Source organism: Helicobacter pylori oki112 (assembly GCF_000600085.1).
Classification (GTDB): domain Bacteria; phylum Campylobacterota; class Campylobacteria; order Campylobacterales; family Helicobacteraceae; genus Helicobacter; species Helicobacter pylori_CY.
On the sequence record NZ_CP006821.1, the window covers coordinates 1,512,337 to 1,532,422 of the forward strand.

The window sequence follows — 20,086 nt, forward strand, 5'->3', positions numbered from 1 at the left end:
AAATGAAACTTAAAAAAACCCTGACTTATCGCAACCGCACCTATTCTTTTTTAAGCGATAACACGAATGAAGTTTTAGAAAACCCTGAAGAAATCCTTTTTATCAAAACGCCTTTAAACGAAAAATACTCTCCTTTAATTGCAGAAAAAAACCTGGCTATTTTAGATTCTAACGAGCTTAAAAACTACTTTGATTTTAAGATTAAAATTGTAGGGATTACTGGCACTAATGGTAAAACGACCACAGCGAGTTTGATGTATTCCTTACTCTTAGATTTGAATAAAAAGACCGCTCTTTTAGGCACAAGAGGGTTTTTTATCAACGATGAACGAATCAAGGAAAAGGGCTTGACTACGCCCACTCTTTTAGAGCTTTATAGCGATTTAGAAGAAGCGATTCGTTTGGGGTGCGAATATTTCATTATGGAAGTGAGCTCCCATGCGATTGTCCAAAAGCGCATTGCCGGGCTTGATTTTGCCCTTAAAATCTTAACCAATATCACAAGCGATCATTTAGATTTCCATCAAAATATAGAAAATTACAGAGACGCTAAAAACAGCTTTTTTAAAGATGAGGGCTTGAAAGTCATCAACAGAGATGAAACAAACGCCCTTTTTAACCCCATTAACGCGCACACTTACGCGCTGGATAAAAAAGCGCATTTAAATGTTCAAGCCTTTTCGCTCAACCCCTTTATTAGCGCGTCTTTATGCTACCAACAAGATTTAAGAGATCCCAATCTTAAAGAAATCGCTCTCATCCATTCCCCCCTTTTAGGGCGTTACAACCTTTATAATATCTTAGCGGGCGTTTTAGGGGTCAAATTACTCACTCAATTACCGCTAGAAGCGATTGCACCGTTGTTAGAAAACTTTTATGGGGTGAAGGGGCGTTTGGAAATTGTGCATTCTAAACCTTTAGTGGTTGTGGATTTTGCCCACACCACAGACGGCATGCAACAAGTCTTTGAAAGCTTTAAAAACCAAAAGATCACCGCTCTTTTTGGAGCAGGGGGCGATAGGGATAAAACCAAGCGCCCTAAAATGGGAGCGATAGCGAGTTGTTACGCGCATCAAATCATCTTAACTTCAGACAACCCCAGAAGCGAAAACGAAGAAGACATTATTAAGGATATTTTAAAAGGCATCAATAATTCTTCTAAAGTCATTATAGAAAAAGACCGAAAAAAAGCCATTTTAAACGCTTTAGAAAATTTAAAAGACGATGAGGTGTTGTTGATTTTAGGCAAGGGCGATGAAAACACTCAAATCTTTAAAGACAAAACGATTTTTTTTAGCGACCAAGAAGTCGTTAAAAGCTATTACCAACATTTAAAACAAGGATAAAACATGCAAGAATTCAGTTTGTGGTGCGATTTTATAGAAAGGGATTTTTTAGAAAACGACTTTTTAAAGCTCATTAATAAGGGGGCGATTTGCGGGGCGACAAGTAACCCTAGTTTGTTTTGCGAAGCGATCATAAAAAGCGCGTTTTATCAAGATGAAATCGCTAAACTCAAAGGCAAAAAAGCTAAAGAAATTTATGAAACTCTAGCGTTAAAGGATATTTTACAAGCCTCTAGCGCGTTGATGCCTTTATACGAAAAAGACCCTAACAATGGCTACATTAGCCTAGAAATTGACCCTTTTTTAGAAGATGATGCCGCTAAAAGCATTGATGAAGCCAAGCGGTTATTCAAAACATTAAACCGCCCTAATGTGATGATTAAAGTCCCGGCGAGCGAAAGCGCTCTTGAAGTCATTAGCGCTTTAACTAAAGCCTCTATCCCTGTTAATGTAACTTTAGTCTTTTCGCCTAAAATTGCCGGTGAAATCGCTCAAATCTTAGCCAAAGAAGCGCAAAAAAGAGCGGTCATTAGCGTGTTTGTTTCACGATTTGACAAAGAAATAGACCCTTTAGCGCCAAAAAATTTGCAAGCTAAAAGCGGGATCATCAACGCTACCGAGTGCTATTATCAAATCCATCAGCATGCCAATAAGCTAACAAGTGCCCTTTTTGCGTCCACCGGCGTTAAGTCTAATGCTTTAGCTAAAGATTATTACATTAAAGCGCTGTGTTTTAAAAACTCTATCAATACAGCCCCATTAGAGGCTTTAAACGCTTATTTGCTTGACCCAAACACCGAATACAAAACCCCTTTAAAAAGCACAGAAATTGAAGCGTTTAAAAAAGAATTAAAAGCGCACAACATTGATTTAGAAAACACCGCTCAAAAACTCCTTAAAGAAGGCTTGATAGCGTTCAAACAATCCTTTGAAAAGCTTTTAAGCAGTTTTTGATTTTTAAGGGTTTTTTGGATAGGATAAGCCCTTATTTTATTTTAAAGGATTGACATGTTAGAAGGCGTTATTAGAGAGAGTATTACTAAAGCTAACGCTAAAGCTTTAAAAAAAGATGGCTATCTAATCGCAAATGTTTATGGAAAGGGTATTGAAAACGTGAATGGCGCGTTCAAATTAAACCCTTTCATTAAATACCTTAAGGAAAAAAAGCATTTGATTTTTCCGGTGAAATTAGGGGATAAGACTTTTGAAGTCGTGGTTCAAGAATACCAAAAAAACCCTGTTACTAACGAGCTTATCCATGTGGATTTACTCGCTGTTACTAAAGGCGTGAAGTCTAAGTTTAAAGTCCCCGTTAAACACCAAGGCACTCCAGTGGGCTTGAAAAATAAAGGGATTTTAATGCTCTCTAAAAAGCGTATCAGCGTGGAATGCGCTCCAGAGCATTTGCCCGATCACTATTTAGTGGATGTGGCCTCTTTAGACGTGAATGAGTCTGTTTTGGTGCGCGATTTAGAAAAACATGAGAATGTGAAGATCTTAGATCATGATTCTATCGCTGTGATCGGTGTGATTAAAGCGAAGTGATTTTAGGCTATGACGCTTTTAGTGGGTTTAGGCAACCCTACTTTGCGTTACGCTCACACCAGACACAACGCTGGTTTTGATATTTTAGATTCGCTCGTTAGCGAATTGGATCTTTCTTTCACTTTTTCTCCCAAACACAACGCTTGTTTATGCGTTTATAAGGATTTTATCTTACTCAAGCCCCAAACTTACATGAATTTAAGCGGCGAGAGCGTTTTAAGCGCTAAAAATTTTTACAAAACTGAAGAACTTTTAATTGTCCATGACGACTTGGATTTACCTTTGGGCGTTGTGAGGTTTAAAAATGGTGGGGGGAATGGAGGGCATAACGGCCTAAAATCCATTGATTTATTGTGTTCTAATTCTTATTACCGCTTGAGGGTGGGGATTTCTAAAGGAATTGGTGTGATTGAGCATGTGCTTTCAAAATTCCACAAAAACGAAGAGCCTTTAAAAAACGCTGTGTTTGAACATGCCAAAAACGCCTTAAAATTTTTTATAGAAAGCCATGATTTTAACGCTATGCAAAATCGTTTCACGCTTAAAAAACCTTTACAAATAGAAAGTTAGGGGTTTAAAGTGCGTTTGTTTAGATTTGTGGGGTGGTATTATTTCAAATACTTTTTAATCGTGCTTTTGGCTTTGGAATTGTTTTTTGTAGGCATTGACAGCCTGAAATACGCCGATAAAATGCCCGATTCTGCGAACATGATCATTTTATTTTTCACCTATGACATCTTATTCGCCCTCAATTACACCTTGCCCATTTCCTTGCTTTTGGCGATGGTTTTATTTTATATCTCATTCATTAAATCCAACCAATACACCGCCCTACTCTCCATTGGCTTTTCCAAACGCCAGATTTTAAGCCCTATTTTTTTGATTAGCCTGTTTTTCACGGCTGTTTATGTGGGACTGAATGCGACTCCTTTTGTGTATATGGAAGAAAAAACGCAAAATTTAATCTATAAAGACAATTCTTTGAGCGTCTCAGAGCATTTGTTAGTGAAATATAACGATGATTATGTGTATTTTGATAAGATTAATCCCTTATTGCAAAAGGCCCAAAATATCAAGGTTTTTCGCCTAAAAGATAAGACTTTAGAATCTTACGCTGAAGCTAAAGAAGCTTTTTTTGAAGACAAGTATTGGATCTTGCATGACACTACTATCTATGAGATGCCCTTGAGTTTTGAACTGGGCGCCAACGCTTTAAACGCCACGCGTTTAAAAACCTTTAAAACGCTCAAAAATTTCCGCCCTAAAGTTTTAGACACCATTTATCAAAATAAGCCCGCGGTTTCTATCACAGACGCTCTTTTATCCTTGCATGCTTTAGTGCGCCAAAACGCGGACACGAAAAAAGTGCGTTCGTTTTTGTATGTGTTTGCGATTTTGCCCTTTTTTGTGCCGTTTTTAAGCGTTTTAATCGCTTATTTTTCGCCCAGTCTCGCCCGCTATGAAAACCTGGCTCTTTTAGGGCTAAAGTTTATCATTATCACGCTCGTTGTTTGGGGGCTATTCTTTGCTTTAGGGAAGTTCAGCATTTCAGGGATACTCATTCCTGAAATAGGCGTGCTATCGCCCTTTTTCGTATTCCTATCTCTCAGTCTTTGGTATTTTAAAAAGCTTAATAAGAGATTGTAAGATTTATAAACTTATAGTCAAGATAACTCAAGCTCTCATTAGGGGGTTAAATTAAGAAACTTGCCATGCAACATTAACTTAAGACTTATAAAATAACCTAAAAAATTATTAAGGTTTTTGGTGAGTTCTGTTCAAATCCTATCTAATCTCAATTATCCCAAAGTGATTAACGAAGGGCTGAGGAATTCTTTAGACACTCATATTGCAGTTGCTTTTTTAAAATACAGTGGGGTTGAAGTGATTCAAGATGCCTTGATTAATTCTTTAGAAAAGGGGGCAGAATTTGAGATTATTGTAGGACTTGATTTTAAAACAACTGACTCAAAATCCATACGATTTTTGCTAGACTTAAATAAAACTTATAAAAAATTAAAATTTTACTGCTACGGCGACAAAGAAAATAACAAAACAGATATTGTATTCCACCCTAAAATTTATATGTTTGACAACGGAAAAGAAAAAACTTCCATTATAGGTAGCGCTAATTTAACCAAAGGAGGGTTGGAGAATAATTTTGAAGTCAATACCATTTTTACAGAAAAGAAACCACTATATTACTCACAACTAAACGCTATCTACAATTCTATAAAATATGCAGATAGTCTGTTCACTCCTAATGAAGAGTATTTAGAAAGCTATGATGAAGTTTTTAGTGCCATTATTAAAAATGAACAAAAAGTCTCAAAAGATAAAAGCATTCAAGAAAAGATTAAAAAGATTGAAAAACAAGAAAAATTGCTTCCTGGAACTATCCCCTCTATCAAGGCAATGATAGTAGAATTTATTTTCGCTTGTGAGAAAAAAGGCGTTAAACAAGTAGCATTACAAGATATTTATCAGGCATTAGAAGAGAGAATAAAAAAAGAAGAGTGGGGATACAAATACAAAAGCGATACTTTTAAAAATAGCATTAGGGGCGAACTCAACCACCATCAAAAAGATAGCCATTCAAAACAAAGTTTAGGACTCTTTGAAAGATTGCAAAAAGGTTTTTATGCTCTAACACCAAAAGGGCGTTTGTATAAAGGACGCTAAAGGTATTTATCTCAGACAATCCAGCCTAGTCTAATTTAAACTCTTTGCAAAGCTATCTATCAATCAAAATAAAGAATTGAAAGAAAAATTTGACTCCAATGAATATACCTTTAGCGATGAAGAATTAGAACGCATTATAGAAATATCCCCACAACAGCATAAGGACTCATTGTGCGGTAATGACAGATTCATCAAAAAAGTAGAAAACAGCGCAGAGTTATTGCAACTCAATGACAACCCTAAAGCTTGACAAATCAAGCTTTCATCTCTAAGCCTTGCCTAAGCCCTGCCTAAAACCCCTGCCAAATTTAAAAAGTATAAACGTAGCGCAAATACATAGAATACTGACGGCGTAAGGTTTGGGTTAAGCTGAAATTGGTTTCTGCTCCGGTGATAGTGGTCGGTTGGCCATTCTCTAGCGGGCCTTGGCTTTGCTCTTTGATAGTAGTAGAACCTTTGAAAAAGTGGTTAGGGAGCGTGGGGATTTTGATACCAAACTCAATGCCATGGTGTTCAAAAATATTAGTTCTAATGCCCACATTCACTAAAAATTGGAAAATCGTGTGATTCACCTTAGCGTTCAATTTTCCTGTGGTATAGACGCTATTAGGATTAATCCCCACATTACAACTCGCCGGCGTCGTGTCCCCGCAAGTGATCGTGCCATCAGCGTTAGTCATGTAAGCGTCAGCGTCGGTATTGACGCCATAAACATACCCGTCCTTAAAATACCCCACACGATTATTGGTCCAAGTGTTACCCGCAAAATTCACGCCTAGAAAAAACCCGGCCGTGGCTTTAGGCTTGTCTATAATGTTAAAAAGCATGTCTGTGCCAAAACCATAAGTATACATGTCCGCTTTTTGATCGCTCAAATAAAAAGGCGATATGGCGTTAGCGGCTCTGGAGTTAGAGAAATTGGTATGCCCATAATCAAAAAAGCCATAATAACGCAACCCAAACCACCTTTTTTTACCGATAAAATGCTTATAGCCTGTCATCACGCCTAGCCCATACATCGGCTGGTTACGGCCAGGAATGTTTTTATTGGTGCTAAGCATGGTACGAGAAGTCCAATTGACCACGCAATTAGCTTTAGTGTAGCCTGGCGTTCCTGGTGTCCCTGAAGCTGGCTGACAGCCACCGGTCTGCCCGTCAGGAACTTTACCATTATCATTAGCCGAAACATCGCCAAAAGGCACTTGAAACAATTCGCCGTTTTTATAAGCGTTGGTCTTTTGATCAGCCCTACCCACTTCCAAGCTAATCCCCACAAACGCGCCATTCTTTTCATGGGCATTTAAGGGGTTTGTCAGCCATAACGAACTCAAAAGAACGCCTAAAATTACCGAGCCTTTTTTAGAAATATCTAAAGATTGAGCTATCAAAACAGATTCCTTACGATTAAAATTTTTACAAACCATTTTGCAATCTTGCATTCTATTTTTCTTCTTTGTCATAAAATTGAGCACCACTCTCTAGGGTCTCCGCTTAAGTGTTACTTTTTTAATTATTTTATTATAGCTAATTGCAATCTTAAAAGTCAAACAAAAACCACCCCTAAAATTCCCATAATAGTGGGATACTTGACAATAAAACCCTTTTATAGTAGATTAAAAACTCTTTAATTTTCCCATGAATAAAGGATTTTAAATGGATGCGATTTATCCTTATGTGTTGGTTGTTCATTTATTGTGCGCCATTATTTTTATTGGCTACTTGTTTTTTGATGGGGTAATTTTCCCTAATGTGAAGAAAATGTTTGGCGAAGAGTTTGCCAATAAGGCAAATACAGGAATCGCTCAAAGAGCGGTTAAAATCATGCCCTTATGCGTTTTAGGGCTTGTCTTAACAGGGGGCATGATGCTTAGCCAATACATGGGGGGCGATAAAGGCTGGTGTGAAACCCCTTTTCAAAAGATACTCATGCTTAAAGTGATCTTAGCGTTAAGCATTTTTCTTTTAGTGCTTTTTTCTTTATCGTGTAAGTTTTTGGGCAAGAAAAACCCTATTGGTAAATATATCCACCCTATCGCTCTAACTTTTGGCTTTTTAATCGCCATTTTAGCCAAAACGATGTGGTTTGTTTAAGAGCGTTTCAACCTCAAAGAATTTAAGACCACTAAGAGAGAGCTACCACTCATGCTCAAACTCGCTATTAAAGGGTTGATGTATCCTAACATAGCGACTGGGATTAAAATAGCGTTATAAATCAAGCTCAAAACAATGTTTTGCAACACCACTTGATAGACTTTTTGAGCGTTATGAAACGCTTTTTCTAACAAACTCAAATCCTCTTCTAAAAGCAAAATATCGCATGCGCTTTTACTCAAAGCGCTTTTTTCAAACCCTAAAGAAACGCTCGCTTGTTTTAAGGCTAGCGCGTCATTATTGCCATCGCCTATCATCGTGCACACGCCCTTATAAGAGCTGATGGTTTGAGCCTTATCTTCAGGGGTCAGATTGGCATGATACTTAGAAATCCCTAATTTTTTCGCGCACTCCTTAACCGAGCTTTCATTATCCCCGCTTAAAATTTCTAATTCTAAACCTTTATTTTGTAAAGCCTGAATGACTTCTTTAGCGTTATTTTTCAAGCGCTCTTCTAAAATGAATAACGCGCATAAGGTCTTATTTTTAGCAAAGCCTACCATGATATTAGCGCTCTCTTTAGCTTTTATATTAACCCCCATAGCGTTTAAAAATTTCAAACTCCCCACTAGCAAAGTTTCGTTTTGATAATTCGCTTTCAGGCCATGAGCGAAAAACTCTATCTGTTCTAAATTAACCTCATCGCTATCTAATGTTTTAAGAATCGCATTATGGGCTAAATGCTCTCTCACTTTTAAAAGGCTCTTCAAAAGCCTTTCATCAAATTCTTCATAAATGATTTTTTCTTTTAAAAGGACTTCTTTTTGCGTGAGAGTGCCGGTTTTGTCTATAAAGATTTTTTCCACTTTAGCCAGAGTTTCTAAAAACAACGCTTCTTTAAACACGATCAAAGGGTTTTTAAACACCCCTATCACTAACGCAATGGGCGTAGCCAAGGCGAATGCGCAAGGGCAGCTGATGACTAACACGCTAATGCACACCATTAAGGCTTTTTCAAAATTACCCCCCAAACCAAATTGCCATAATAAAAAGCTTACAAAGGCTAAAAACAACACCGCTTTAGAAAAAATATCCGCAATTTTATTCGCGTTGCTCTCAATTAAAGGCTTTTCTAAAAAACTCTTTTTTAAAGTTTCTAACAAGCTAGAAAGGCGTGAGTTTTGAAAATTAGCGCTCACTTGATAGCTAAAAGGCACGCCCACATTCACATAACCCCCCAAAATTGGATCATTAACCCCCAATTCCAAAGGCTTAAATTCCCCACTGATCAAAGACGCATCCACGCTCGCGTTATTTAAAAGCACTCCATCTAAAGCGATTTTAGCCCCGCTTGGCACCAAAACAACAGAGCCTATCGCCACATCTTTAGGGTGTTTTTCTATTTGCTTGCCATTTTCTACAACGATCACGCTATGGATTTCATGCGATTCTAGGGCCAGACATTTTTCATTCGCAAACAGCCTGGCCTTTAATTCCAAAAACTTAGAGCCAAAAACAAGCGTTAAAATCGTGCTGCTCGCTTCAAAATAAGTCTCTTGGGACACCAACATGGCATAAATAGAATAAACAAACGCCGATAACGCGCCAAAAGACACGCTCAAATCCATGCCCAAAACGCCATTTTTTAGCCCATAAAACGCCCCCTTAATGAAAAAACGCCCCACAACCACTAGCACCAACAAGCTTAAAAAGAGCGACACGAGATCCAAATTCCTTTGCATGAGCTTATCCATGCCAGCACCATAACTCGCGCCACCATAACTTGCGTATTTGGCAATTGCAATAAACATCAAATTCATGGTGGCAAAAAACCCCACGCTTAAAGTGAGCAAATAGGAGCGCTGCTCTTTTTGGGCTTTTAGGGCGTAATTTTTTGCGTTATAAATTTTAGCCCCATAGCCCAAACTCTCAATTTTTTGAACGATCTCTTTAGGGTTTAAAGACTTGTCAAACACGATTTGTAAATGGTGGGTGGTGAAATTCACGCTCACTTTTTTAATCCCCTTTAAGCGCTCTAAAACCTTTTGATTGAGCCACAAGCAAGCGTTACAATGCGTTTTTTCTAACAAAAGATTAAGGATAAAATCGCCCTTATTGTTTTCTTCAAGGGCCTGTTCTAATTCTAAAGCGCTCATTGAATCTTGGGGCGTTACGGGGGCTAAAGTGGAATCGTTTAATTTGTCATAAAAGCTCTCTAAATTCAAATCCAGTAATAACGCATACACCCTAGCGCACCCTGTGCAGCAAAAATACAATTCTTTATGATGGATCATCTCTTTAAAAAGCTCACTTTCTTTGAACTCCAACTGGCAATGCGAACATTTCATGTTTTAATCCTTAATTGGTGAGGCGCTAATTTAAAAGCGCTTTGATAGAATAAGTGTTACAAATTTGATAGATGTTTAGAACTTCTTTGGTGTTGTCGCTTTGGTTTTTGGAATTATGCGTGATTAAAGGAGGCAAAACTTTTAGAGCGCTTTTGGAATTATTCCTAGCCGCTCCAAGCATCAAATGGGCGTTTTTGTCTTTAAAACTTTGGACAAACCTTAAAGTTTCTAGCGTGAGTTTAGCGCTTTTTAAACTCTCTATGACCAAGCAAAGCGACAAAGCTTCATAGCAAAAAATAAAATACCCTTTAGGTTTCAGGCATTTTTTCACTTTAGCCGCTAAAGAAGCGAAATCTAATTCGCTCTGGTGCCTCGCATGCCCTTTATTTTTAGATTTGATAGAGCCTAAGGCATAAAAAGGAGGGTTGCACACAATCGCATCATACAAAATCGGAGGGTTGAAATCTAAAAAATCGCTTTCAAACACTTGAGCGTTAGGGAATTTAAGGGCGTTTTTTTGGGAGCAAAACGCCATTTTGCCATCCTTTTCCACTAAATGAACGCTCGCTAGCGGGTTATCTCTAGCGCAGAGTAAGCCTAAGATCCCACACCCTGAACCTATGTCTAAAATCGCACCGCTGTTTTTGATAAAAGGGCGTGAAAAATCGTATAAAAAAAGCGAATCGCTATTGTAAGAATAAGCGTTTAAAGGCTGGTATAATCTTAAGAGTTTTCTATCCATAAAAGGGCTTCATTTTCTAAGATTTGCGCATGCAACAACCGCCCTTTAAAAGGGGTTTTTAGAGCGAGCGTATTAAACGCTTCGCCAATCATAGACGCATGCGAATGCAAAAGCAACGCGTCTATTTTATCCCTCAAGCTCTCAAACAATTCCCACCCCCCTTCAATGAAATTAAACCCCTTCTCTAGGGGTAAATCTTTGGGGTTACAGAAGGCATTAACTAAACGATTAGGTGCAGAAAAAACTTTTGAATGGGGGTTAATTGAACGCTTGGATAAAATAGCGATATTGGGGTTTTTATTGTGATAAAAGCTGTCGCAAAAGCGAGCGTCTAATAAGGGGTTATCCGTTCTTATGGTTTTCCCAGAAACAATAAGTGTGTCGCATATCGCTCGCTGGTTGTGCGTGAAAATAACGCTTTTTTGCCCGGTGATTTTGCCATGATGATAATCCCCATTCATTCTTAAAGCGAGTTTGAACAAATTAAAACGCCCCTTTTGTTCCATTATCCTAAAAGGCAGGAGCAAGTCTTTAGCCTTGTTTTCTAAATTGTGGCAAATTATTGTTTCAATACGAGCCTTTTGTAGCCTTGCTAAACCCCCTTTTTTAGCTTCGTTTTCTTCTGCGGCAATGATGACTCTTTTAGGCTTTAAAATTTCTAACAACCCACTACACGCCGGGGTTTTACCATAAGAATTGCATGGCTCTAGGGTGATTAAAAAAACGCAGTCTTTAAAAGCGTTGTTGTGGTGCGTTTTTAAAAAATCGCTTAAAGTTTTAGGGTCTTCTAATTTTTCTAAATCGTTTTTTAAACCGGGGCGTAAAATCTTTAACGCTGATTTAGCGGCTAAGACTTCTGCATGCGGGGTTTTGGCTTTTTTGTGGGTTTCTAAACTCAAGATTTCATGGTTTTTATCTAGCACCATGCAAGCCACGCTTGGGTTTTCTAGGGCTAGGGTTTGATGCTCCCACGCCTTATTCAAGCAAATTTCTAATAAACTCTCATAAAGTCTCATGACGGGAAAAAAGGCAAGAGCAAAAAGCCTTTAATCGCTAAAGCGTTAATAATATCAACAAAAAACGCTCCCACTAAAGGCACGACGATAAACGCTACATGCGATGGCCCATAGTGGTTGGTGATGGTTTGCATATTCACCATAGCCGTTGGGGTTGCTCCAAGCCCAAAACCGCAATGCCCCGCACACAACACCGCCGCATCATAATCCTTCCCGCATACCCTAAAGGTTACAAGCACCACATAAAGGATCATAACCGCCACTTGAACGCTCAAAATAACCGCTAGAGGCACAGCGAGTTTTAGCAATTCCAATAAATTCACGCTCATTAAAGCGTAGGCTAAAAACAGACTCAAACTCACATTCCCTATGACTGAAACCTCTCTGTCAAACACGCTATGGATCTTAAAAAACGACAAAGTGTTTCTTAAAATAACCCCCACAAACAAGCACCACACAAAAGTCGGCAAAGTGAAGCTTTTAGGCATCAAATGCGATAAAAAAGTCCCCACCAATAAAGCGATCGCAATCAAAGCTAAAGTTTCTACAAAACTGGATGCGGTGATTAGGCGCTGCTCTTTAGGGGTTTCAAAGCCTTTAGACACCACGCCCTCTAAAGTATCTTTTTCTTTAGTGTCTTTAGGTTCTAGTTTGTATTTTGAGATCAAATATTTAGCGACAGGTCCTCCAATAATCCCCCCACTCACCAAGCCAAAAGTCGCGCACGCCATGCCCACTTCTAAGCTGGAGCTAAAATTATAAGGTGGTTGGGTGAAAAAATTAGCCCATGCCGCGCTAGTGCCATGCCCTCCCACTAAAGCGATAGACCCCCCTAAAAGCCCCATTAAAGGATTGACCCCTAAAAGGCTAGCGATAGAAACCCCCACTACATTTTGACACACCACAAACCCCGCCACAGCCAGCAAAAAAACCGCAAGCATTTTCCCGCCTTTTTGCAAAGATTTGAAATCCGCGCTCAAACCAATGGTGATAAAAAAAGTCAGCATTAAAGGATCTTTTAAAGAAGAATCAAATTGCAAGCCAAAATTATAAAACTGACGCGCTAACATGATAGCAAAAGCGACTAAAACCCCGCCCACAACAGGCTCTGGAATATCATAATCGCGCAAAAACTTGACCTTAGAAATCACATAACGCCCCAAGAGTAACACTAAAACCATGCACACCAAAGTGGCATAAATATCCAACTTAATTTCTTGCAAGCTTGCATCCTTATTAATCAAATTTATCTTATTATAATATAATACCCCCCTAAAAGAACGAGATCAGTTAGAAAGTAGGTGTTCCTTGCATACAGTATTACAAATTGGAGCTGGTGGCGTAGGCAGTGTGGTAGCGCACAAAATGGGCATGAACAGAGATGTGTTTAAAAATATCATTTTAGCGAGCAGGAGCTTAGACAAATGCTATGCGATTAAAGAAAGCATGCTCAAAAAGGGTTTGGGGGAAATTGGCGTTGAGCAAGTGGATGCTGATGATACGCAAGCCTTAGTAACTTTAATCCAAAAATACAAGCCTAAAGTCGTTATTAATGTGGCTTTACCCTATCAGGATTTAACGATCATGCAAGCATGTTTAGAAACCAAAACGCATTACATTGATACCGCCAATTACGAACACCCGGATTTAGCGAAGTTTGAATACAAAGAGCAATGGGCGTTTGATAGGGCCTATAAAGAAGCAAGGATTTTAGGGGTTTTAGGGGCTGGGTTTGATCCGGGCGTAACTAACGCTTATGTCGCTCACGCTCAAAAACACCATTTTGACACTATCCACACTTTAGATATTTTAGATTGCAACGCCGGGGATCACAAACGCCCTTTTGCGACGAATTTTAACCCCGAAATCAATTTGAGAGAAGTCAGCTCTAAAGGGCGTTATTATGAAAATGGCAAATGGATTGAAACAAAGCCTTTAGAAATCAAGCAAGTGTGGGCTTACCCGCAGATTGGCGAAATGGATTCGTATCTTTTATACCATGAAGAATTGGAATCGTTAGTCAAAAACATTAAAGGCTTAAGGAGGGCGAGGTTTTTTATGACTTTCTCTCAAAATTATTTAACCCACATGAAATGCTTGGAAAATGTCGGCATGCTAGGCATTAAAGAAGTGGAACATCAAGGCACAAAAATCGTGCCGATACAATTTTTAAAAACCTTGCTTCCGGATCCAGCCACTCTAGCCAAAGACACCACCGGTAAAACAAATATCGGGTGCTATATGACCGGCATTAAAAACAACCAAGACAAAACGCTCTACATTTACAACGTGTGCGATCATAAAAAATGCTATGAAGAAGTGGGTTCGCAAGCCATAAGCTACACCACCGGCGTGCCAGCGATGTGTGCGGCTAAAATGATTTGTAATAACACTTGGAGCACGGATCATTTTAGGGCTGGGGTGTTTAACATAGAAGAATTAAACACCGATCCCTTTATGGAAGAATTGGTTAGGCAAGGCTTGCCTTATGAAGTGATTGAGCGCTAGTTTTAGGCTTCAATCCTCACTTGGCGCAATAAACACCGATTCCCTTTCTATCGTAATATTCTTATCGTCCGCACTATAAGCTTGTATGGTAATAGGGATTAGAGCGTCTTTAGTGCGTTTGTATTCTGTGGCGTTAGTTTTTAGGGGTTTTCTTAAGATCACTACCGCTTTAATCTTTTGCCCGGCTTTAATGGCGATAGGGTTTAAAGGCTTTTTGATTTGAATGTCTTTTTGCCCTAAAATTTTGAAATAAAACTCATGGTCTTTATTGTCCGTGTTGTGGAATAAAAACACGTAATCGTTATCCACATACCCACTAGATCGCAATTCATACAGATCGCTGTTGCGGTTAATGTCTAAGAGCATGCGTTCTTTTTTAAACGAAGTGATGGCTAAAAGAGCTATTACAACAGCGATAACCCCCAAATAAGCGATCGTTTTTAAACGCACTAGCCGCACTTTTTGGCGCGTGTTAATGGCGTTAGTTGAAGACCATTGGATGAGTGAAGGGCGGTTGAATTTAGCCATGGTAATCGTGCATGCATCCACGCATTCTAAGCAGTTGATGCATTCTAATTGCAAGCCCTTCCTGATATCAATATGCGTGGGGCAAACCTGCACGCAATGCAAACAATTCACGCATTCGTTTTCTGGGTTGCGTTTTTTGGGGGGTAAGGGGAAGAGGTGGCCTTGCTTGTCATAAAGCACTCCACCGCGCTTTTCATCATAAATAGGGTTTAAGGTGTCATTGTCATACAACACCGATTGCACCCTAGCGTAAGGGCATAAATAAATGCAAAAACGCTCCGCAACCACCACTATATCAAATAGCACCACAGCCGTGCTAAAAAGCCAAAAACCCATAGCAACAGGGTGATCGCTAGGGTTTTTAAGATACATAAAAAAATCTTCTGGGGCGATGAAATAAAAGAAAAACAACATCATTAGCCCCGCCACAACAGGAGCGAACAATAAAACGCTCAACGCTTTACGCATCTTGTAGCTTGGGGTGTTTTTAGGGATTTCTTGCTTGTTGCTGATCTTTTTATGGAGTTTGAAAATCTTGGTTTCAATCACATCTCTATAAAGCACCCTTAAAAAGGTTTGCGGGCAAGCCCACCCGCACCACACACGCCCAAGGCTAGTGGTGATAAAAAAAATCCCTATAAAAAGCAAAATAACCATAAAAGGCATGACTTGCAATTCTTCAGCACTAAAGATCTTGCCTAAAAAATGCAGTTGCTTATGCTCAAAGGAGATTAAAAACAAATGCGCCCCATCAATGCGAATAAATGGCGTGATTAATAGCGCTAAAGAAATCAATAAAAACCCTATATAACGCTTCAAGCGAAACGATTTTAAAAAATGGCTAGAAGATTCAAGCATTCTCAATATCCTAAAATTTTTAAGCCACTATACCCTAACAACTTAACGCTTTCACTTAAAAAGCAACATGTTATAATGAACGCTATTTTATTTGAAAGGGTATTTATGGAAAGCGTTTTAAATTTCCTAACCAATATCAATGTGATTTTCACCCTTTTGGGTTATTTGATTGGGGGGATTCCTTTTGGCTATGCGTTAATGAAAATCTTTTACGGCATGGATATTACTAAAATCGGATCGGGGGGCATTGGCGCGACGAATGTCTTACGCGCTTTACAAAGTAAGGGCGTGAGTAACGCTAAACAAATGGCCTTATTAGTCTTAATCTTAGATCTATTCAAAGGCATGTTTGCGGTGTTTTTGAGCAAATTGTTTGGGTTGGATTATAGTTTGCAATGGATGGTCGCTATCGCTAGCATTTTAGGGCATTGCTATTCGCCTTTTTTGAATTTCAATGGAGGTAAGGGCGTTTCTACAATCATGGGCTCTGTGGTGTTGCTCATCCCTATTGAAAGCCTGATCGGCTTAACGGTGTGGTTTTTTGTGGGTAAGGTGCTTAAAATCTCTTCACTCGCTAGCATTCTAGGGGTAGGCACAGCGACTGTTCTTATCTTTTTTGTGCCTTATATGCATATCCCAGATAGCGTCAATATCCTTAAAGAAGTCGGCACGCAAACGCCTATGGTGCTTATTTTTATTTTCACCCTTATCAAGCATGCGGGCAATATTTTTAATTTATTAGCCGGTAAGGAAAAGAAAGTCTTATGAAAACTAAACAAGGCGTTCATATCCATAACTTGGTGTTTGAGGCGATTTTGGGGATTTTAGAATTTGAACGCTTAAAACCCCAAAAAATAAGCGTGGATTTGGATCTTTTCTACACGCAATTACCCAATAAGTCTTATTTAGACTACATAAAAATCCAAGAGCTTATTCAAAAGATGATGCAAGAAAAACAATATCTTCTCATTGAAGACGCCCTGAAAGATTTAAGCCATGTTTTAAAAACGCGCTACAAGGAGATCACTGAACTTTATTTGAAAATCAGCAAATTAGAAATTTCTCCCAATTCTCAAGTGGGAGCGAGCGTGAAAATTTACTATGAAACCAATCTTTAGCCTCTTTTTCCTCCTTATTGTTTTAAAAGCGCACCCCATAAACCCTTTATTAGAGCCGTTATATTTCCCCAATTACGCGCAATTTTTAAATTTAGAACCTCATTTTATCATTAAAAAAAAGCGCGCTTATAGACCCTTTCAATGGGGGAATACCATCATTATCAAACGCCATGACTTAGAAGAACGCCAAAGCAACCAGCCAAGCGATATTTTCCGCCAAAACGCTGAAATCAATGTGTCTTCTCAAACTTTTTTAAAAGAAATTAGCAGCATTTCTTCACAAATAGCGCTTGATTCAACCGCTCAATCATCAGCCGCTCAATAAAATGCTAAAACTTTTTTTAATCACATTTTTCTTGGTATTTTCTTAATCCTAAAACAAATTTAAGGTATTATTAAATAGAATAATGTAATAATAACCTTAGGTTTAAAACTTGACTAAATTTTTAGAAAAAAGTAAATAAAAAGGCTAAAAGAAATGCTTAGAAATCAATTTCGTATCGTGTTTGTCTCTTGTATTGTCGCTAGCAATTTGCAAGCTCAAGAAAAAACCCACACTTTGGGTAAGGTAACCACTAAGGGTGAAAGGACTTTTGAATACAACAATAAAATGTATATTGACAGAAAAGAGCTCCAACAACGCCAAAGCAACCAAGTCCGTGATATTTTTAGGACTAGAGCGGATGTGAATGTGGCCAGTGGGGGCTTAATGGCGCAAAAGATCTATGTTAGGGGGATTGAGAGCCGTCTCTTAAGGGTAACAATAGATGGCGTCGCTCAAAATGGTAACATTTTCCACCATGACGCTAACACCGTGATCGATCCTAACATGGTTAAAGAAGTGGAAGTGATTAAGGGGGCGGCAAACGCTTCAGCAGGCCCTGGTGCGGTAGCGGGTAAATTGTCTTTCACCACGATTGACGCTAACGACTTCTTAAGAAAGAATCAAACTTATGGGGCTAAAGCGGAAGCGGCCTTTTATACCAACTTCGGGTATCGCATGAACGCCACGGCAGCCTATCGTGGGAAGAATTGGGACATACTCGCTTATTACAACCATCAAAATATTTTTTACTACAGAGACGGGAACAACGCTTTTAGGAATGTCTTCCACCCTAACTACGATTTACAAGATCCGAGCAATAGCGAAATGAGCGTAGGGACTCCGAGTGAAGTCAATAGCGTTTTAGCTAAAATTAATGGCTATATCAACGAAACCGATAGCATCAGCGTGAGCTACAACCTCACACGAGACAATTCTACAAGGCTTTTACGCCCTAACACCACTTCAGCCCTCTCTAAAGCCAATGACCCAGGAAGCCAGCCAGCCCCCTTTGTGATTGACTTTGGGAAAGAATTAGCCCATACGATCAACTTCAACCACAATTTGAGCTTGAAATACAAGCATGAAGGCGGCCCTAATTTTAACCAGCCGCGCGTTGAATCCACCGCCTTTTTAGGGGTAAGGGGGGGCAATTATAACCCTGTGGTGAATCCTTTCGCTTACAATTCTAACGAGCCGGCTAACCCGGATTATATCCCTGAAGTGAAAGAGTGGTGTAATAACCCGGATAATATCAGCCAGTGCACGCAAGGGGCTATCAGGCCTTCTAATGGAGGCTATCAAATAGGCTATGGTGCGCCTAATTCTATTAATTGGCAGGGATCTAACGATTCTAGTGGAGGGGCGCAAGCAGGGTATGGGCAGCTTAACGCTACTATGCTTTCTGCAAGCGCGAATGTTTATCATGGACTTGTCCCTAAAAATCCTGATTATGACATGACCCCCCCTAACGCTCAAAACCCTAGCGCAAACGATTGGACTTTAGGGAATGCGGACGCTGAGGGGACTTTAGCCAGAAGGATTTTCTTAATCAACTCGGGCGTTAATTTTAAAGTAACCCACCCCATTAGCGAAGATTACGGGAATGTGTTTGAATACGGCATGATTTATCAAAACCTGAGCGTTTTCTCTGGATTGGATAAAGGCAAAAACGGCTATTATAAAAACAACATTGATCCTAACGACCCTAATGGGCCGGGCTTGCCTTACCGCCATTACTACACCGATCAAAGCTCTCAATACCCTCAAAATCTCAACACCCCTAACCCACTCTATCGTAACATGCCCCAAAATTCGCATGCGATCGGAAATATCATCGGAGGGTTTATGCAAGCGAACTACAATATTTTAAGCAATGTGATCGTGGGTGCGGGAACTCGTTATGATATTTACACCTTGCTAGATAAAAACGGCCGCACGCATGTAACTTCTGGTTTCTCGCCTTCTGCAACCGTGCTTTATAACCCCATTGAAAGCATTGGCTTGAAAGTGAGTTATGCGTATGTAACTAAGGGGGCTTTGCCTGGCGATGGCGTTTTGATGCGCGATCCTACGGTGATTTATCAAAGGAACTTGCGCCCTGCGATCGGTCAAAATGTGGAATTCAATGTGGATTTCAACAGCAAGTATTTCAATGTGCGTGGAGCTGCGTTCTATCAAGTCATTAATAATTTCATCAACAGCTACGGGCAAGACACTTCTAAAAATGGTGGGGGTAACGCGACCGCAAAAAACATGTCAGGGAATTTACCCGAAACCATTAATATCTATGGTTATGAAGTTTCAGGGAATGTGAGGTATAAGAATTTCTTAGGGACTTTCTCAGTGGCTCGCTCTTGGCCAACGGCTAGGGGGCATTTATTAGCGGACACTTACGCTCTAGCTGCAACGACTGGGAATGTGTTTATCTTAAAAGCCGATTATGATGTTCGCAGGTGGGGGCTTACTTTAACCTGGCTCTCGCGCTTTGTAACCAACATGTATTATGAAGGCTATTCTATCTATTACCCGCAATACGGCTTGATCAAAATCCATAAACCCGGGTATGGCGTGCATAATGTCTTTATCAACTGGACTCCGCCTTCTAAAAAATGGCAGGGTTTAAGGATTTCAGCCGTGTTTAATAATATCTTAAACAAGCAATATGTGGATCAAACTTCTGTGTTTCAAGCGAGTGCGGACGCTCCAGCGAGCGATATGATCCCTAAAGGCAAGCGCATGGCGCTCCCGGCTCCTGGATTTAATGCGCGTTTTGAGGTATCCTATCAGTTCTAAAATGAAAGGAATCTTATGATTTCTTTTTGAATTTTGAACATGGAAACAAGCATGAAAAAGCCCTATAGAAACCGCCAAACTCTATGGAAAAAATTCCGCTCGCTCAATAAACTCATTAAGACGCTCTTAAGGATTTTAAAAAAGTAGTTTTATCAAAAATTTAGCGGGTTTAGTTTAAGATAACGC

At 39.4% G+C, this 20,086-nt stretch carries 19 protein-coding genes; 13 read left to right on the forward strand and 6 right to left on the reverse strand.

The window, feature by feature from the left end; genetic code table 11:
- Nucleotides 1-2 precede the first annotated feature (2 nt).
- From HPOKI112_RS07295 to HPOKI112_RS08375, 7 genes are all read left to right on the forward strand, one after another.
- On the forward strand, nucleotides 3-1,346 hold the full coding sequence (locus HPOKI112_RS07295) for a UDP-N-acetylmuramoyl-L-alanyl-D-glutamate--2,6-diaminopimelate ligase (RefSeq protein ID WP_025310045.1): 1,344 nt from the start codon (nucleotides 3-5) through the stop codon (nucleotides 1,344-1,346).
- A 3-nt stretch (nucleotides 1,347-1,349) separates the two neighbouring features.
- Nucleotides 1,350-2,300 (forward strand): transaldolase, encoded by a 951-nt coding sequence (gene tal, locus HPOKI112_RS07300; protein ID WP_025276447.1) that lies wholly within the window; start codon nucleotides 1,350-1,352, stop codon nucleotides 2,298-2,300.
- Between the two features lie 54 nt (nucleotides 2,301-2,354).
- Nucleotides 2,355-2,891, forward strand: a complete 537-nt coding sequence (locus HPOKI112_RS07305; RefSeq protein WP_025276448.1) for a 50S ribosomal protein L25/general stress protein Ctc — start codon at nucleotides 2,355-2,357, stop codon at nucleotides 2,889-2,891.
- A gap of 9 nt (nucleotides 2,892-2,900) precedes the next feature.
- The gene (pth, locus tag HPOKI112_RS07310; RefSeq protein ID WP_025276449.1) at nucleotides 2,901-3,461 is read left to right on the forward strand and encodes an aminoacyl-tRNA hydrolase; all 561 of its coding nucleotides are present in this window, start codon (nucleotides 2,901-2,903) and stop codon (nucleotides 3,459-3,461) included.
- Between the two features lie 9 nt (nucleotides 3,462-3,470).
- Nucleotides 3,471-4,538, forward strand: coding sequence for an LptF/LptG family permease (locus tag HPOKI112_RS07315; protein ID WP_025277191.1), 1,068 nt, complete (start codon nucleotides 3,471-3,473; stop codon nucleotides 4,536-4,538).
- A gap of 120 nt (nucleotides 4,539-4,658) precedes the next feature.
- The gene (locus HPOKI112_RS07320; protein WP_025276450.1) at nucleotides 4,659-5,573 is read left to right on the forward strand and encodes a phospholipase D-like domain-containing protein; all 915 of its coding nucleotides are present in this window, start codon (nucleotides 4,659-4,661) and stop codon (nucleotides 5,571-5,573) included.
- Nucleotides 5,574-5,649: 76 nt separating this feature from the next.
- A complete protein-coding gene (locus HPOKI112_RS08375) occupies nucleotides 5,650-5,823 on the forward strand; it encodes a hypothetical protein (protein WP_024118175.1) in 174 nt (57 codons plus the stop codon).
- Nucleotides 5,824-5,881: 58 nt separating this feature from the next.
- On the opposite strand, the gene HPOKI112_RS07330 is transcribed toward HPOKI112_RS08375, so the two are convergent.
- Complete coding sequence (locus HPOKI112_RS07330) at nucleotides 5,882-7,048, reverse strand: outer membrane protein (protein ID WP_080276225.1); 1,167 nt, start codon at nucleotides 7,046-7,048, stop codon at nucleotides 5,882-5,884.
- A 178-nt stretch (nucleotides 7,049-7,226) separates the two neighbouring features.
- Between HPOKI112_RS07330 and HPOKI112_RS07335 the strand changes: the two genes are divergently transcribed.
- Nucleotides 7,227-7,664, forward strand: coding sequence for a CopD family copper resistance protein (locus tag HPOKI112_RS07335; protein ID WP_001920217.1), 438 nt, complete (start codon nucleotides 7,227-7,229; stop codon nucleotides 7,662-7,664).
- Here HPOKI112_RS07335 and HPOKI112_RS07340 read toward each other — a convergent pair.
- Genes HPOKI112_RS07340 through gltS form a run of 4 tightly spaced genes read right to left on the reverse strand, consistent with a single transcriptional unit; the run spans nucleotide 7,661 to nucleotide 12,993 of the window.
- Nucleotides 7,661-10,012, reverse strand: a complete 2,352-nt coding sequence (locus HPOKI112_RS07340; protein ID WP_025310046.1) for a heavy metal translocating P-type ATPase — start codon at nucleotides 10,010-10,012, stop codon at nucleotides 7,661-7,663. The genes HPOKI112_RS07335 and HPOKI112_RS07340 overlap by 4 nt on opposite strands.
- A 25-nt stretch (nucleotides 10,013-10,037) precedes the next feature.
- Nucleotides 10,038-10,754, reverse strand: a complete 717-nt coding sequence (locus tag HPOKI112_RS07345; protein ID WP_025310047.1) for a tRNA1(Val) (adenine(37)-N6)-methyltransferase — start codon at nucleotides 10,752-10,754, stop codon at nucleotides 10,038-10,040.
- A complete protein-coding gene (locus HPOKI112_RS07350) occupies nucleotides 10,736-11,770 on the reverse strand; it encodes a dihydrofolate reductase family protein (protein ID WP_025276454.1) in 1,035 nt (344 codons plus the stop codon). The genes HPOKI112_RS07345 and HPOKI112_RS07350 overlap by 19 nt, the downstream gene beginning before the upstream one ends.
- Nucleotides 11,767-12,993: a sodium/glutamate symporter gene (gltS, locus tag HPOKI112_RS07355; protein WP_025223335.1), complete on the reverse strand. Its 1,227-nt coding sequence runs from the start codon at nucleotides 12,991-12,993 to the stop codon at nucleotides 11,767-11,769. Before gltS ends, HPOKI112_RS07350 begins: the two co-directional genes overlap by 4 nt.
- Nucleotides 12,994-13,078: 85 nt before the next feature.
- On the opposite strand from gltS, the gene HPOKI112_RS07360 reads away from it, so the two are divergent.
- Complete coding sequence (locus HPOKI112_RS07360; RefSeq protein WP_025310048.1) at nucleotides 13,079-14,278, forward strand: saccharopine dehydrogenase family protein; 1,200 nt, start codon at nucleotides 13,079-13,081, stop codon at nucleotides 14,276-14,278.
- Between the two features lie 9 nt (nucleotides 14,279-14,287).
- Here HPOKI112_RS07360 and ccoG read toward each other — a convergent pair whose 3' ends face one another.
- Entirely contained in the window at nucleotides 14,288-15,664 is a 1,377-nt protein-coding gene (gene ccoG / locus HPOKI112_RS07365; protein WP_025276457.1) for a cytochrome c oxidase accessory protein CcoG, read from the reverse strand.
- Nucleotides 15,665-15,769: 105 nt separating this feature from the next.
- Here ccoG and plsY point away from each other — a divergent pair, with 105 nt between their 5' ends.
- From plsY to HPOKI112_RS07385, 4 genes are all read left to right on the forward strand, one after another.
- Nucleotides 15,770-16,432: a glycerol-3-phosphate 1-O-acyltransferase PlsY gene (plsY, locus tag HPOKI112_RS07370; RefSeq protein WP_000446716.1), complete on the forward strand. Its 663-nt coding sequence runs from the start codon at nucleotides 15,770-15,772 to the stop codon at nucleotides 16,430-16,432.
- Nucleotides 16,429-16,782, forward strand: a complete 354-nt coding sequence (locus HPOKI112_RS07375) for a FolB domain-containing protein (RefSeq protein ID WP_025276458.1) — start codon at nucleotides 16,429-16,431, stop codon at nucleotides 16,780-16,782. The genes plsY and HPOKI112_RS07375 overlap by 4 nt, the downstream gene beginning before the upstream one ends.
- Nucleotides 16,766-17,107 (forward strand): hypothetical protein, encoded by a 342-nt coding sequence (locus tag HPOKI112_RS07380; protein WP_025276459.1) that lies wholly within the window; start codon nucleotides 16,766-16,768, stop codon nucleotides 17,105-17,107. Before HPOKI112_RS07375 ends, HPOKI112_RS07380 begins: the two co-directional genes overlap by 17 nt.
- 153 nt (nucleotides 17,108-17,260) lie before the next feature.
- The gene (locus tag HPOKI112_RS07385; RefSeq protein ID WP_025277195.1) at nucleotides 17,261-19,900 is read left to right on the forward strand and encodes a TonB-dependent receptor; all 2,640 of its coding nucleotides are present in this window, start codon (nucleotides 17,261-17,263) and stop codon (nucleotides 19,898-19,900) included.
- Nucleotides 19,901-20,086 lie beyond the last annotated feature (186 nt).